This is a genomic window from Stieleria marina (genome assembly GCA_007741555.1).
Taxonomy (GTDB): domain Bacteria; phylum Planctomycetota; class Planctomycetia; order Pirellulales; family Pirellulaceae; genus K23-9.
This window is the reverse complement of sequence record CP036526.1, coordinates 1586742-1602773: the sequence shown is the minus strand read 5'-3', so window position 1 is coordinate 1602773 and position 16032 is coordinate 1586742. Positions and strand designations below refer to the sequence as shown.

Sequence of the window (16032 nt, the reverse complement as noted above, 5' to 3'; positions counted from 1 at the left end):
GTGGATTTTGACATATGAGACGATATGGTTCGGTTCGATCAGTAGCGGCATTGGTCGCCTTGTTCGCGGTGTGTTCTTGGTTGCCGAAGGTTTCCGCGCAAGATACTGGCAAAGTTTCCTCAAAGACGGTGAACAGCGATTCCCGACGCAGCGAAGCCGGAGAATGGATCTGGTTTGAAAAAAAGGCTGACAACCAAACGGTCTATCTGCGCACCACATTTGATCTGATCGGCAAAGTTCAATCCGCCAGCGTATCGGCATCGGCGGACAACCAGTTCACGCTGTTCGTCAACGGCGAGCGTGTCATGAGTGGCAAAGCATGGGAGCAGCTTGAGACGGCGGATCTGACCTCCCACTTGAAAGAGGGCAAGAACGTATTTGCGGTGCAAGCAGCCAACCAAGGTGGCATCGCTGCGTTTACCTTGCGTGCCGACGTGACCAGGCGCGACGGCACTGAAACCCGTGTCGTCACATCGGGCAAATGGAAAGCTTCGCCTGCGGCAACGAAAGGCTGGAAGACAGCTGGCTTTGACGATTCGCAGTGGAGCCAAGCGGTTTCGCTGGGAACCGTTGGCGAAAAGTCGCTTCCGTGGTCGGGACGCATCAACGCGCAGGCTTTCGTCAACGCAGCCGATGCGGGCAAGGGCGATTTTTTGCCTCAGCCTGTCGCGGGCGCCCAAACAATGGACGGATTCAAACTGGAAAGACTGGTCTACGTTCCACGACAAATGGGATCCTGGGTTTCCTTGACCACCGCGGACAACGGAACCTTGATCGCATCGGACCAAGGCAAAGCGGGCCTGTATCGGATCACTCCGAGTGTCGACGGGGGAGAGTCCAAGGTACAGAAACTGCCCGTCAAACTCAGTAGTGCTCAAGGTTTGTTGTGGGCATTTGATTCGCTCTACGCAGTCGTCAACGGAGGAGAGCAATCGGGGCTACACCGCATTACGGACACCGACGGCGATGGTGAACTGGACACTGCCGAGCATTTGAAATTTATCCGAGGTGGTGGCGAACACGGTCCGCACGCCGTGATCTTGTCCCCAGACAAACAGTCGCTTTTCGTCTGCTGTGGCAATCACACCGAACTGCCCGACCCGATTTCCGACAGCAAAATTCCTCGCAACTGGGCCGAAGATCACTTGCTGCCCCGACGTTGGGACGCCAATGGACACGCCGCCGGCAAACTAGCGCCGGGCGGATGGATTTGCCAAGTCGACCGAGACGGCAAGGACTGGACCGTTTACAGCATGGGATACCGCAACGAGTACGACATTGCGTTCAACGCCGACGGCGAACTGTTCAGCTACGACGCGGACATGGAGTGGGACTTGGGCTCGCCGTGGTACCGTCCCACGCGAGTTGTTCATGCGACCAGCGGAAGCGAATTTGGCTGGCGAAGCGGCACCGGCAAGTGGCCAACGTACTACGAAGATTCGTTGCCGCCATCGGTCGACATCGGCCCCGGCTCTCCCGTGGGAATCGTTTTTGGATACGGTGCAAAATTCCCTGCCAAGTATCAACGAGCGTTATTCATTTTGGATTGGACGTATAGCACGATTTACGCGGTGCATTTGTCGCCCGAAGGATCGACGTACCGCGGCAAAAAAGAAGATTTCGTTTCGGCCCAACCGCTGCAAGTCACCGACGCGACGATTGGAACCGACGGAGCACTTTATTTCACCGCCGGCGGCCGCGGCACACAATCATCCCTCTATCGCGTGACCTACACCGGCGACGAGCCTTCCGATGCGATCGACGCCAGTGATGAAGCGGGAAAAGCCGATCGGCAACTGCGACGGCAATTGGAATCGTGGCACGGAGAAAACCAAGCATCAAATCGGGAGCCACTTGACCAAATAATGGCCCAACTGGGCAACCAAGATCGCTTCATTCGTTACGCAGCCCGCGTGGCTTTGGAAACACGTCCTGTCGATAGTTGGCGCAACCGACTAAGTGAGCTGGATAGTGCGTGGGCCATCATCAGCGGCGTCATTGCGATTTCGCATCAGGGTTCCAACAGCGACCGCGAACTGGCACTGACGATGCTCGCGTCAGTGGGCAACAAAAACTTAGATCCCGCAGAAGAGCTCGGAGCGCTGCGAGCATTGCAACTTATTTTTACGCGACTGGGCGAACCGACTAACGCAGAGCGACGGGCCGTCATAGCCGCACTGAGCCCGCTGTACCCGAGTGATTCCGACGCGATCAATGCGGAACTTGTCCAGCTGTTGGTTTACTTGGACGATCCAACCGTCGTCGACAAAACGCTTTCGCTAATGGACAACTTAGGCGACGAACCTGCTCCGGACTGGGGCTACCTCGTTGAGCGGCACAAGGGATACGGCGGAACGGTGGGCAAACTGCTGGAAAACATGCCACCAGCGCGTGGGATCCACTTTGCTTTTATGCTTCGCAACCAAAAGAGCGGCTGGACGCTTCAGAGCCGGCGCAAGTACTTGCAGTTCTTTATCGACGCGTCGGATTTTCCTGGTGGCAATAGCTACGGAAAATTCCTTTCGCAGTTTCGCGACGACGCGCTACTGCTGTGTTCGCCGACCGAACGAGTCCAATTGGAAGACCTAGCCAGCGTTTCGCTGATGCAAGCCGCTCCGAAAGTTGAACCACCGAAGGGGCCGGGACGCAAATGGACTCGTCAAGAAGCGTTGCCACTGGTCACGAATCTGCGCAAACGGGATTTAGCAAAAGGCCGCGATCTTTTTCATGCGACATCGTGCGCCAAGTGCCATCGACTGGGCGGGGAAGGTGGCGCGATCGGCCCGGATCTATCGACTGCCGGTCGCAAGTATCCGCTCCCTGATTTGCTTGATGCGGTGATCGAACCCAGCAAAGCGATTTCGGATCAGTACGGAAGCGAAAAAATCCTCACCACCGATGGCGATACGCTTGTCGGACGCGTCGTGCGAATCGATGACAAACTGCACGTTTATACGATCGACGCTGACGCCGAACCCAAAGTGATCGACGAAGACGACGTGGAACAAATCGCACCGTCCAAGCTATCGCAGATGCCAACCGGATTGATCGATACGCTCAACGAGGAAGAGCTCAAAGATCTGATCGCGTACCTGCTGTCCGGCGGAAACCGAAAAGACAAGGTCTACAAGTAGCTGGCTGGTCCTGCGCAAACGACGCAAGAAACCAAATTCCTCAAGAAAAGACGCGGCGAATTGGGATCATGCGAATTCGACTTTGGCGTCCTGGCGTTCTGTTGACGTTTCACTTGGCATTTCGATGCCAAGTAAAACGGCAATTTCACCCAGTGATGCATCGTATCGACGACTGACTTTGAAATCCTGTTTTTGGTCGCCGTCGTAAAAAGTGATCGTGTGCATTACCCAGCCGCGACGCAGCGTCGGCGGCGTCGTGCTCCCTGCGATTGTGTGATTGCTTGACGGCATCCACCAATTCGCTTCGTTCAACGTCCAGCTGTCTCCATCGCGACAAATCCTCAAACGACTTTTGGCTGCGAACGGCCCGCAAGCATCCTTGGGAAAGACGACGATCGAACCGCCGGGGCAGGCCCCATAGTTGCTCCAAAGTTTCGCAACCACCGGATCCATGACCATCGTGCGATAATAACGAACCTGGCGACTGACCCAACGAAAGACGACCAACGCGCAGAGCAAGATCACGACGTTGATGATCGTAGCGATCGTGGGGCTAAACGCGTAAACGGCCATCAGTGCGGCGCAAACCGTTTTGTTGCAAACTTCAAAGATCGCATCGAGGGCAGGGATCGGTGTCAACCAAACAAGAAATTCAAAAAAGAACTTCACCGTATTGACCACGATGATATTGATTGCCATCGCGATCATCAGCAGAGTATCGGCGGCGACACTAAACACGCCCAACTGTACCATCGCAATTTCCGTCGTTTGATCCGCGCCCGCACCGACATCAGCAAGGACTTTGATGGCCAGCAAAATGATGATCACGCTGTACGTTTCCAGTTGATCCATCGCCTGAGCAAACGGTTTGCTGACTTTGCTTAGACGAGGCAAACTGGTCAGCAATGTCAGGATGATGAATACAACAAACAGCCATTCGTTTTGCAGTGGCCCGGATGCTCCCAGCAGAGCATTGTTGGTCACCCAGTCAGGACCGTAGAGCGCAAGTCCCGAAAGGCACGCCATTCCAAAAAACGGTGAAAGTGCAACGGGAGCGAGCGGGCCCAGCCAATCCGCCAACTGCAACGACTGTGCCCAAGAGTTAGCAGCAGAGATATCTTCTGCGCGAAAGTCGCCTTCCAAATTGTCTTGAACGCTCTGGAGACTCAATCCCGACGAAGGATCGGCTTGGGAATCAGACTGCTGGGCAAAGAGGTTTGATCCAATGAACCCAACCAAGATCGTAAGACAGATAACTTGTCGCATATTTAATCCAAAATCGTATCGCGTCATTTCCTGCGATGTTTAAATTCATCACGCGGCTTTGCAGCACATTTGATTCTACCGGATCAGGGCGTTTTGTTCTGCGTCCCCAAGTGTCCGGCTCGTCCGGTTGCCCAACGATGCAGGCCTTCGAGTCGCTGTTTTCCGCGGGCGTAGTAAGCTTCGTCGAGCGACTGGAGATGTTGATGAGCCAATTTCTGATAGACAAGATCAGCGTTTTTTTCCGATGGAGGCCAAACGTTTGCAGACAACAACGATGCAATTTGTGCGGCGATGATCTGGTGTGACGCGATGGTCGGATGAAGGTGATCGGCAAAACGCTCGGGGTCGGGGATTTGGTCGGGCACCCTCTGGCCACTTGGTCCGCTTCGATCCAACAATGTCTCCGTATCGACTAACATCACGCCGTTTTGCTTGCCCACAAGATGGGTCGCATTGACGATGGCCGACGTCGCTCGCAAAGGACAAACGTCAAAGTCGCGTGCAGCGATCAAGTGCGGACGTGCCGCTGCCGACTTGCCGGATTGATAAAGCAGTCGGCCTACGATGTAGTGCGATCCGCAATGTTGATCGTCGATGGCAAGACAAACCTTTGCTGCGGCGATGCGATCGGGCACGCCAGCAGTATTGTCGCTGGCAGTTTTAAACGCCTTTTCAAATCGGGCCTGCTGGTCCTTGCTCAATCCAGACTTGAGTTGCGATTTGATGGGCGGCGTGTCGACGATGTCCGACGCCGGTGTGCACAGAACCAGCGGAACGCCTGCATCGCGAACCGCATCGATCATATCGGACAGTTTCGATTGGAAATGCTGTTCGACTGCCGTGTTCCAGATTGGATCGCGTTGGTAACTTTCCAGTCCGTCGGAGTGATCCAACCTTGCGTCCACTTCGGCGGCGATCGCGGGCCTTTGTCTGTCAGCGAAGAACTGTCGCTTGATCCAGCCAACCGTTCTCAGTTGGGCAGCAAGCATGTTGATCAAACGGGTCGGCAAGCTGTCGCTGCGGACGTCGGCGTAAGTTCGATCTTCCAAAAATTCATTGTGTCCGGTGTAAAGCACGATTGCGTCCGGCTGATGCCGCAAAACCTCTTGCAAGATTTTTGCGACCCGGTAGCTGGCGTACGAAACACCGCCGCAGTTGATGACTTCGTAATTCCACTGCGGACCAGCGGCCTGCAATCGAAATTTCAACCAAGTCGAAAAAGCCGTTTCGGTGCTGTATGGTCGCCCCTGGACCGTCGACCCACCCAGCACAAAAACCCGCCGAGTCTGGGCCGATTTTTCGACCGGAAACGATTCAGGCCGGAAGAAGTTGTAGCGGCTCGGCGGGATTTCCCATCGCCCCGTCGAATCGTCCAATTCGAACAGCGGCCGCAGTTGATGCAGATCGACGTAGGGGTCGTGGTCGATGTTTTCGACCGCAGTGGGCGGATCGACAAACAGCCTCACACCCAACTCCAACAGCACGAATGGCAGGCAAGCCAAGGCGATCGCTGCGAGTCGAAATTTCCAACCGCGAGATTCGCTCTCGGCGGATTGGGTGCGTCGGCTAGCTCGTGGCGGCGTGGCGACTGTGTTAGGCTCGTGGTTCAAAGCACATTCTGTTGACGATACACCCAGCGATCTGATTGACGATGAATCAGGAATCACACCAGCATATTTACTTGACCGGGTACCGCGGAACTGGAAAGTCATCCGTCGGCCGAATTCTTGCCCAGCGAATGACGCGAACTTTGGTCGATCTGGATGATCGAATCGAATCGGCCGCCGGCAAAACGATCCGCGAGATTTTCGACGACGGCGGCGAGGCTGCGTTTCGCGATTGGGAAACGAAGTGCCTGGAATTGGTCGTAGCCGAAGCCAATGAGGTCGTAGCCTTAGGGGGCGGGGCGATTTTGCGGCAACAGAACCGGCAGCTCATTGCTGACAGCGGCCTATGCGTGTGGCTGGACGCGGATGCCAACACGCTTGCCCAACGCATCTTTGCAGACGAATCAACCGCCGACCGCAGACCGTCGCTCACGCAGCTGAGTCCTGCCGACGAAATCCGCCAAATGCTCGATCAGAGAGCTCCGCTGTACCAAGAAGCTTCGCACTACCGCGTCGACACGGGGGGAAAAACTCCCGAAGAAATCGCTGCCGAGATCATTCATTTGTTATCCACCTAGTCCGCCCGGAATTGCAGCAAACCGCACTACGCTTGGGAGACGCATCTCGGTAAGCTGTGCGTTCTAAGTTAAGTGGGTGGGCCGGAATCCGGTGCCACGAAATGATTGCAAATAGAGAAAGGACGCATCGTGTTTGTTGCAGCTTCGACTGAGTGTTGGCCCGAGATGGAGTTGCAGGAGTCGATCGAGGCATTGTCAGACCTCGAATTCACTGCCGTCGAAATCGCCATTCGTGAATCAGGCAAAGTCAAACCAAGCGAATTGCTGGCGGACCTCGACCGCGGTGTTCAGCTACTGCGCCACACACACCGCTTGGATATCGCAGGTTACTGCGTCGAACTCGATTCGACCGGTGAGCAGCACTACACGGATTTCAAAGACATCTGCCGGATTGCCAAGGCAACCAAAGTCGTCAATATCACGGTGCCCTCTGCGGAAAAAGGCACGCCATTTAATGAAGAGGTCGAACACCTTCGCAAGCTAGTCGAAGTGGCCGAAACCGAAGGTGTCCGCGTGAGTGTTCGCAGCCAACTGGGCTGCATGAGCGAAGACCCCGACACATTGATGGTGCTGTGCAACAATTGTGACGGCCTGGGCATTACGTTTGACCCAAGCGTGTACATTGCGACCGGCACCGACGATAAAAACGTCGACAAGATCCTGAAATTTGTTTGCAATACACACCTGCGTGATTCACGCCCAGACGCATTTCAGGTCAGCGTCGGACAAGGCGAAGTCGACTACGGAAAAATCGTCACGCAGCTGGAACGTGAAAAGTACGATCGCGCTCTGACCGTTCACATGACGCCCAGCGATGACTTGGATCACCGCGTTGAACTGAGAAAACTGCGTCGTCTGCTCGAAACGTTGATCTAGTCATGGCAGAACGGTGGGCTGATCCGAATCTAGGCGACTATTTGAGCCGGCGGATCGCCAGCAGCGTTGGCCATCTAAAAAAGTCGTCTTTTTCACCTGCTTTGGCGTATGGACGACATCGTGGTCCGGCCGATGCATTAGCTCAGGGCTCGTTGCGACACGCCGCCGTGCTGATTGCGATGAACTATGTCGACGGTCAGTGGGTGCTACCGCTGACGTTGCGGCCGATGACGTTAAGCCATCATGGCGGACAAATTTGTCTGCCTGGGGGCCGAATCGAACTGGACGAGACGCCTTTGGATGCAGCCCTGCGAGAATACGAAGAAGAATTGGGGATTGCGGCAACCGTCGACAACATTTGCGGTGAGCTTCGCCAACAATACGTGTTTGGCAGTGACAATCGTGTCCACCCGATGGTCATCACAGCACAAATGCCAGACAGCGACTGGATGCCCGATCCGGTCGAAGTCGACGAAGTCGTTTCGCTGCCACTGAGAACACTTTTGCAGCCGGACAGTCACACCGTGGTCCCCAAATCCCGCCCCGTACGCCAAGATGGCAACATTGTCGGCGAGCTCGCTTTTTCTGCACCAGCGATTCAATTGGACAATCATGTGATTTGGGGCGCAACTGCGATGATCCTGGGTGATTTGGCCCATTTATTGCATTAGCTTCCTGATCTTAACGCCAACAGGCAAATTGACACTTTCGGCGGTCACTCTACAATTCGGCTGCCACGCCGGTTGTGGCCTCAATTCGACCAGCCTTTAACAAACACTTTCATAGACGAAGGAAAGAACCATGGCTTCCGATGCAGTAAAAGAATTTACCGACGACAACTTCGACAGCGAAGTTCTCCAGTCGGACAGTCCGGTCTTGGTCGACTTCTGGGCACCTTGGTGTGGGCCTTGCCGTCAGATCGCTCCCATGATCGACGAATTGGCTGGCGAAAACCCATCCATCAAGATCGGCAAAGTCAACATCGACGACAATCCTGGCATCGCTCAGAAATTTGGCATCACCAGCATTCCAACGCTGTTGGTTTTCAAAGGTGGCGAAGTCAACGAAAGCTTTGTCGGCGTGCGTCCTAAAACGGCTTTGCAAGAAGCACTTGATTCGGCCATCGCGTAACGCTCCGATCAACGATGACAATCCAAAGGCACCGTGTCAGCACGGTGCCTTTTTTTATGCGCGAACGGTTGACCTAGCGATGTTTTCTGAACCGCCGCGGAGCTCGCCATTGGCTGTGAACCGCGGGCGTTTGCGGCCTAGAGTCAACGGCCTAATCTGACAACGCGCGCTGACAGCGACCTACAAACGTGCTTCGCCAATTCGCCTCCGCTAGACTACAGCTCCCGTCCAACTTTCCTGGGAGCATCGACAAGTGCGGATCACAACTTTTTTACTATTTGCCACCTGCCTGACAATCGCGTCCGCTGACGATCCGCTTCCGAACATTGTCCTGATGATGGCCGATGACATGGGCATGGGCGACACAAGTGCGTACCAAAACATCACTGGCAATTCCGATCAGTGGCAAATCCACACGCCCAGCATGGAACGCTTGGCACGAATGGGAATGCGATTCACCGACGCCCACACACCCACATCACGTTGCACTGGTACGCGTTACGGTTTGATGACCGGACGATATCCGTGGCGCAATCGACTGAAACACTTCGTGCTCTTTGGCGCACAAGGTGATCCAATGATCGAACGTGATCGGCCAACGATCGCCACGCTTTTGAAAGACAGCGGTTACAGCACCGGGATGGTCGGCAAGTGGCACATCGGACTTCGCTACCGACGGTCCGACGGCAAACCGGCCGCGGGCTGGGAAGACGCTGATCTGACGCAGCCGATTTTCGATGGCCCAACCGATCACGGATTCGACTATTGCCGATTCACATCACGTTCCCACGGGACGTCCGGTGTCTCGCCGGGAAACAAAAAGGCCAAGAACGATCCGAATCAGTCCGTCGGCCCTGGGCATATTCATGGACGAATCGTCGTCAGTGCCACCGGTGACGGTAAACGACTGAAACAACCATCCGATCCGGACGCGTATGTATTGGACAAACTTGGCAGCCGCCACAGCGATCACTCGATTCAATTCATGACGCAGTGTGTGACCGGCGAGAGTCAACCGAAACCGTTCTTTCTGTACTACGCCAGCAACTCCAATCATTCGCCGTACACACCTGACGACCAGATCGGCGGGCAAGCCGTCAGCGGCGCAGCACGCAATGTCGCCGGAAAACCCATGGCGGCTTGGAAAAACAAGAAATCCAAGAAGCCATCACCAAAGACCGATCTGCGTCACGATTTCATTTTCGAAAACGACGTCGTGCTGGGGCGAATGATCGACTACTTGCAGCGAACCGATGACCCCCGACGTCCCGGGCACACTCTGATCGAAAACACGATCGTGATCTTCACCAGCGACAATGGCGCCGAACGAAATGCCGACTACGCGACCGGTCCGTTTCGCAGCAACAAAGGTTCGGCGTACGAAGGCGGGCATCGCGTGCCATTGATGGTCGCATGGCCGGCCGGTCAAGTCGGCGATGGCAACGACCAGACGCCGGGGCGTTCCAGCGATCAACTGACCGGCCTGCAAGACATGTTCGCGACCTTCAGCGATGTCTTGGGCAAGCCATTGCCGGATTTACGGCGCGGCCAAAAAGGCGGCGAAGACAGCACCAGCATGCTGGCCGCTTGGCGCGGTGAAACGATTCAGCGCGGCCCGCTTTTTCATAACGATCATAACGAAGCAAAAGACAAAGCCGCGATGGCGATGCGAATAGACAATCCAGTTGTCGATGGCGCAGTGGTACCGGGCAAGTGGAAACTATTTTGTGATGCCACTTTGATTCGCAGTGGGAACATTGAGCCAACGGAACTATATGACTTGATCGCCGACCCACAGGAACAGAACAACGTCGTCAACGACGCATCCCGCAAGCCACTTGCCGAACAACTTGCTAGTACCGCTGCACTGCATCGCCACTGCGGCGGCCACCGAATGGTATCGTTGGCGAATCACGCAAGCGTGACGCTTGCGTGGGCCGATGCCTATCAAGATGACGATTCAATTAGTTTGGCGGCGGGAACACAGTCCGCACCGACGGCTTTCTTCTCGGTAGACCTATCCCATAATGGGCCGCCGGTCACGATGAACCTGACAGCCTTTCGACGTGAAACCAAACTCGAAAAAGCGACGTTCGACGTCAACAGTCGCGGACTGGGCATCGTCGGCGGCAAGGTCGCTCAAGTTGACTACCGTGAAGCCATCGTGCTGACATTCAGCAAAGACGTATTGATCCAGTCCGTCGCGATCGTGGCTGGCAATGGTCAGGCAGGCGGCTTCTATCAAGTCGGCGACAAAGCTCCGCTGGCAATCTATTGCACCGACGACGACATTGATTTCAACGACCAATCGGGTGTCATCAGCGATATTGGCGTGGTCAAAGCAGGCGAAACCCTGCGTCTAGATAGCAGTCCTCACTATGGTGTCGAGGCGCCAGGACGATGGCGACTGGGAGCATTAACCTTGCGACAACTTGACTGACAAATTGTCGTCAGCTGCCATGGAACGACAAATTCCCGTGAACTTCCACGGAAAAACTGGCGTCAATTGATCGGGATTGACGTTCCTACTCCGATGACGCCATTCTTGGGTGATCGATTCTCCGCATCCGTAACGCGGGGACGAAACCCTCACGACGCTTATTTCCGAGTTCCTGATGAGTACTGCTTCTGCTGCCGACGCCAACGTAAAAGTTCAACTGCCCGATGGAACCATCGCCGAGCATCCATCCGACACCACGTCGCTAGACATCGCCAAGGGCATCAGTGAAGGCCTGGCCCGTGGCGTTATCGCTGCTGAAATCGACGGTAAGATCGTCGACGCAGTGCGGCCCCTGAGCGATTTTGCAGAAGGCGACACGCCGGTCGCGTTGAAATTGCTTACCAGTCGAGACTCAGACTCGCTGGACGTCCTGCGACACTCGTCGGCGCACGTGATGGCGCAGGCAGTGATGCGTCTTTACGAAGGTGTCTCGTTGGCGTTCGGTCCGACCACCGACGGCGGCTTCTACTACGACTTTGACATTCCCGAAACGATCAGCGAAGAAGATTTTCCCAAGATCGAAGCGGAAATCAAAAAGATCATCAAGGCCAAGGAGCCTTTCGAGCGGCAAGTGCTTGATCGCGACGAAGCACGAAAACTCTGTGCAGATCTGAATCAAGATCTGAAAGTCGAACACATCGACACCGGCCTTTCCGAACAAGCCACTGTTAGTTTTTATCGCCAAGGCGAGTTCGTTGACCTTTGCCGCGGACCGCATATTCCCGACACGGGCAAGATCAAAGCGATCAAGCTGATGAGCGTCGCGGGTTCGCACTGGAAGGGCGACGTCTCCGGTCGCCCACTCCAGCGACTCTACGGCACCGCGTTTTTTGACAAGAAAGAACTCAAAGCCTATTTGGAACGCCTGGAAGAAGCCAAACGCCGCGATCATCGCGTACTGGGCAAACAACACGGTCTATTCGCGATCAACCCTGAAGTCGGTTCCGGCCTGGCACTCTGGCTACCCAAAGGCGCACGTGTCCGTGTGACCTTGGAAGACTTCCTGCGAAAGGAACTCCTCTCGCGCGGCTACGATCCGGTCTACAGCCCGCACATCGGCCGCGTCGAGCTTTACGAAACCAGCGGTCACTTTCCGTACTACCGTGACAGCCAATTCGCACCTTTGTTCGGCAGCGAAGTCGGTGGTCTGCTGGACGCCTGGAGCACTCGGCTTGAGAAAGGCGAATTGGATCAAGACGGCGAAGACAAACTGATGGCTGCCGTGGAAGTCTTGGGCGTGGAACTGCCCGGCTACAAGCCGTCCGCTTCGACCGAAGACAAACAACGCGTGCTGCACGATTGGCAAAAAGAAAACGAGCGTTACTTGCTCAAGCCGATGAACTGCCCGCATCACTGCCACATTTTCAAAGCCCAGCAGCGTTCGTATCGGCAATTGCCACTGCGTCTTTTTGAATTCGGCACCGTGTATCGCCACGAACAAACTGGCGAGCTAAATGGATTGCTTCGCGTTCGCGGACTGACGCAAGACGACGCGCACATTTTCTGCACGGCTGACCAAGTCGAAGAAGAATTCCGCGCGACGATCAACCTTACCAAATTCGTGCTCGAATCGGTCGGCCTGAACAACTATCGCGTGCAATTGTCACTGCGTGATCCCGACAGCAGCAAGTACGTCGGCAGCGAAGAGAACTGGGACAACGCCGAAGGTGCTCTGCGCGGAGTGTTGCAAGATTCCGGACTGGATTTCAACGAAGAGCCCGGCGAGGCGGCTTTCTACGGCCCCAAGGCCGATTTCATGGTCAGCGACTGCATTGGTCGATCGTGGCAACTAGGCACCGTGCAGTTGGACTACAACTTGCCCGACCGTTTCAAGCTGGAATACAACGGCAGCGACAATCAAGCTCACCGGCCTGTCATGATCCACCGTGCACCATTCGGTTCGCTCGAACGATTCACGGGCATGCTGATCGAACACTTCGCCGGTGCGTTCCCGATGTGGTTGTCACCCGAGCAAGTGCGTGTTTGCCCGCTCAGTGACAAGTCGATCGAATACGCTGTCCAAGTCGGCAAGCAACTGAGTGACGAAGGCATCAAGGTCACCGTCGATACCAGCGGCGGCAAAGTGCAAGCGAAGATCCGCAACGCGCAGCTGGACTTGGTCAACTACATGGCCGTGGTGGGACCGAAGGAAGCGGAGTCGGGCGCTCTAGCCTTGCGCGATCGCATCGACGGCGACCTGGGTTCCATGCCTGTCGCCCAAGCCGTGGCGAAGCTGAAGAAAGAAATCGAAGAGCGAACTGTTCGTCAGGTCTACCAGGGCAGCGGCGAAGCGGCACCCGCGATCGAAGGCGACGCCAAAGGCAACGAGTACTAGTAGACATCGCCGTGCCTGTGACCTTGGCGTGAATTAGATCACGCTGAAGCGAATCACTGGGCCCAACAGATCGACTCCTGGCGTCAGGCTCGAGATCTGAAGGTCAAATGTGCCCGTCGATGTTGTGCCTGCAAAGGGAACATTGAAGGGCACGCGGAGCTGATCTTCACGCATGACGACAGTTCCAGATTCTTGTGCGAGCGGGAAATCATCGACCGTCGGCGTGGCGGTCCACTGTAGCGTCGACGCACTATCCAGTTCGCCGAATCGATCTAACCGCACGGTAACAAATCCCTGAGATGCTTGGACAATAGCGCTCGTTGTGAACACTCGCACGTCGCCTGGGTCATCGACGCCAAACTGCACAAATCCGTTCTCATTGAGAAGCAAAGAAGCAAAACCATCGTAGGATCCGGTCGTCTCGATGGTTTGCGGACTGGCTTGGTGTAGTCGCCCGTCGATTTCGATGGACGCCACACGAAGATTGCGATCCTGCCCTTGATCATCGATTCCATCGTTGATGAATTCCAGTCGCACATCTTTGTCGTCGACGACTTCATCTAAATCCAAAACACGTGATTCACCGACAGTAAATGTCGCTCGTTTTTCGCCGCGAATGAAAACATCGTACTGCTCTGTTCCAGTCGACCCGAACACATTGAATGCGATTCGTGAACTTTCTTGGAACTCGAAATAGCCGTTGGCAAACAAGGTGTCGCCCCGGCCAAACCCGGGCTGCACTCCATCTGCCTCAAGATACACGCCCGTCGAAAACGTCTGATTGTCGATCGCAGTCGTACGTTGAATCCGTCCCGTGTCCAGGTTTTCGACCAGGACTCCACCGATCTGCACGTTGCGATCTTGACCAAATTCGTCTGATCCATCACTGACAAACTCCAGTCGAATGTCCTCCAGCTGGATATCCCGATCAGTGCTAATCACGAATTGTCGAAATGCGGGTGAGTAGCGAGTCGGAAAACCTCGGTCGACTTCCACTTCGCCCAGCACCTCGCCAGTTCGAGTGGTGACTCGGATAATTTGGCTTTCCGTGGTGCCCTTAGCATCAAAGCGAATTTGTGTTCCCAATTGCGTGGGGTCATCGTCCTGTACTTGTAAATAGCCGTTGGAGTTCAGCGTATTGCCACGACCAAACCCATCAGCGATACCGTCCGCCTGAAGGTGCGTGCCGGTCGAAAACACGTTCGCACTGACGGGGCTGATCGTTTCGCCGTTGACGTCGTAGGACTGAATAACCAAGTTGCGATCGACTCCGTTTCCGGGATCGAAAAGATCGTTGACAAATGCAATTTGCACGCGATCAGCCGACACGTCGTTTTCGATCGCAACGTTGTACGTATTGAATGCCGTCCCAACGTTGAACTCGCCCACGACGTTGCCGTCGACCCGGATCTGGAAAACTTCGCCCCCAGTATCTCCGCGAGCTTCTACCGAAACCTGGCCATCTGATTGCGATCCGCCGTCGCTGGAGTAAGTGAAAATGCTGTTGATGTTCAGCGTCTCGGTATCATAGTTCCCCGGTCCGGTTAGACCGTCACGCCAAATTCCGGTGCTGAACGTGGATGAGTCTTCGGTTTCAAACGTGACACCTCCGAGCACCATCTTGTCGACGACCAAATTGCGATCGCGACCGGTCGCAGAATCGTAAGCGTCATTTCCAAACGCAACCGAGACCTGATCGGCAGACACTGGCGCATCCGTTTCATAAACGAATCGCTCGAATTGTCGCTGGTCGACGTTGCCTCCAACTGCGTAATACGTGGTCACGAAGTTCTGGTCGATGAAAATATCCAGGCTTTCTTCGCCGGTTTGCCCCGCCGCATAGATCTCGATCGTTTGCGAACGAACATCGCTGTTCAATACGCCGTCGTAACGTTGCAGTGGCGCGGAACGAAAAGCCAATGCCGTTTCAATTTCTCCGACTCGGTGCTCTAAATCCCAATCGGCTCCGCGTAACTCGCTACCGGTAACATCGTCCGAGGAAGCGACGTCTGCCCCAGTAAGACGTGCAAGTTCAGCAACAAACGCTTTTCCGCTGACCGAGGAAGCGACGTTGCAACCATAAAGCAAAATATCAGCGCCGTCGGCAAGCGAGTGACGCCACTGTGCAATCTGACCGGCGCGACGCTGCAACGATTCTGCATCAAGTTGAGCCGTGCCTAGTTGCACTGCTCCGTCACTTCCGTGCGTGACCAAGTGGATGCTCTCCACTCTCGAGCGGTTCGCCAAGACTCTGCTAATCTGTTCGATCCCGTCGGCGTCAGGGGAAAGCAACACTATCTCGGACAAAGCGTCCGCTACGCCCACAAGCAACGTACCAACGTCATCTAGCGACTGGTCGACAAAAACAATCGATCGCGATTCTGTTTGCACAAGCGATTCGCTGGCCGGCGGGCAAACATCCCCAGCAACTTGTGCTGCGACCTGTGTTCCAGTATCGGCGGCTAACATCAGGCGCGGCTCGAGCGCGTTGACGGTCCACAGCTGAGTGCGATTGTGAACTCGGTTTCGTTTCTTGAGAGAGCGAATCATCGTTTTAATCAGCGGAGGAATAAGCAAAGTTAGTACGTCATGACGCGCAGCAAAG

10 protein-coding genes are annotated in these 16032 nt (G+C 55.2%); 7 read left to right on the top strand and 3 right to left on the bottom strand.

Annotated features, from left to right (window positions below; translation table 11 throughout):
• The first annotated feature begins 128 nt into the window (after nt 1-128).
• Nucleotides 129-3134 carry a c-type cytochrome gene (locus tag K239x_RS05615; protein ID WP_419189711.1) on the top strand — a complete coding sequence of 1002 codons (3006 nt, stop codon included), beginning with the start codon at nt 129-131 and terminating at the stop codon, nt 3132-3134.
• Nucleotides 3135-3200: 66 nt separating this feature from the next.
• Here the strand turns inward: K239x_RS05615 and K239x_RS05610 are convergent, their stop codons facing one another.
• Both K239x_RS05610 and K239x_RS05605 read right to left on the bottom strand, forming a co-directional pair.
• A complete protein-coding gene (locus tag K239x_RS05610) occupies nt 3201-4400 on the bottom strand; it encodes a hypothetical protein (RefSeq protein WP_145416768.1) in 1200 nt (399 codons plus the stop codon).
• 83 nt (nt 4401-4483) lie between these two features.
• Nucleotides 4484-6010: an SGNH/GDSL hydrolase family protein gene (locus K239x_RS05605; protein WP_419189710.1), complete on the bottom strand. Its 1527-nt coding sequence runs from the start codon at nt 6008-6010 to the stop codon at nt 4484-4486.
• A gap of 41 nt (nt 6011-6051) precedes the next feature.
• On the opposite strand from K239x_RS05605, the gene K239x_RS05600 reads away from it, so the two are divergent.
• From K239x_RS05600 to thrS, 6 genes are all read left to right on the top strand, one after another.
• Nucleotides 6052-6585, top strand: coding sequence for a shikimate kinase (locus K239x_RS05600; RefSeq protein WP_145416766.1), 534 nt, complete (start codon nt 6052-6054; stop codon nt 6583-6585).
• Between the two features lie 129 nt (nt 6586-6714).
• The gene (locus K239x_RS05595; RefSeq protein ID WP_145416764.1) at nt 6715-7461 is read left to right on the top strand and encodes a sugar phosphate isomerase/epimerase family protein; all 747 of its coding nucleotides are present in this window, start codon (nt 6715-6717) and stop codon (nt 7459-7461) included.
• Nucleotides 7462-7463: 2 nt separating this feature from the next.
• Complete coding sequence (locus K239x_RS05590) at nt 7464-8132, top strand: NUDIX hydrolase (RefSeq protein WP_145416763.1); 669 nt, start codon at nt 7464-7466, stop codon at nt 8130-8132.
• 130 nt (nt 8133-8262) lie between these two features.
• Entirely contained in the window at nt 8263-8592 is a 330-nt protein-coding gene (trxA, locus tag K239x_RS05585) for a thioredoxin (protein WP_145416761.1), read from the top strand.
• Between the two features lie 253 nt (nt 8593-8845).
• Nucleotides 8846-11032: a sulfatase family protein gene (locus K239x_RS05580; RefSeq protein ID WP_145416759.1), complete on the top strand. Its 2187-nt coding sequence runs from the start codon at nt 8846-8848 to the stop codon at nt 11030-11032.
• Between the two features lie 175 nt (nt 11033-11207).
• Nucleotides 11208-13427: a threonine--tRNA ligase gene (thrS, locus tag K239x_RS05575; protein ID WP_145416758.1), complete on the top strand. Its 2220-nt coding sequence runs from the start codon at nt 11208-11210 to the stop codon at nt 13425-13427.
• A gap of 33 nt (nt 13428-13460) precedes the next feature.
• On the opposite strand, the gene K239x_RS05570 is transcribed toward thrS, so the two are convergent.
• A complete protein-coding gene (locus tag K239x_RS05570) occupies nt 13461-15977 on the bottom strand; it encodes a DUF4347 domain-containing protein (RefSeq protein ID WP_145416756.1) in 2517 nt (838 codons plus the stop codon).
• Nucleotides 15978-16032: the final 55 nt, after the last annotated feature.

Coding starts and splice junctions, on each gene's coding strand:
- K239x_RS05610 (WP_145416768.1), bottom strand. CDS start 4,400: ATGCGACAAGTTATCTGTCTTACGATCTTGGTTGGGTTCATTGGATCA.
- K239x_RS05600 (WP_145416766.1), top strand. CDS start 6,052: ATGAATCAGGAATCACACCAGCATATTTACTTGACCGGGTACCGCGGA.
- K239x_RS05590 (WP_145416763.1), top strand. CDS start 7,464: ATGGCAGAACGGTGGGCTGATCCGAATCTAGGCGACTATTTGAGCCGG.
- trxA (WP_145416761.1), top strand. CDS start 8,263: ATGGCTTCCGATGCAGTAAAAGAATTTACCGACGACAACTTCGACAGC.
- thrS (WP_145416758.1), top strand. CDS start 11,208: ATGAGTACTGCTTCTGCTGCCGACGCCAACGTAAAAGTTCAACTGCCC.
- K239x_RS05570 (WP_145416756.1), bottom strand. CDS start 15,977: ATGATTCGCTCTCTCAAGAAACGAAACCGAGTTCACAATCGCACTCAG.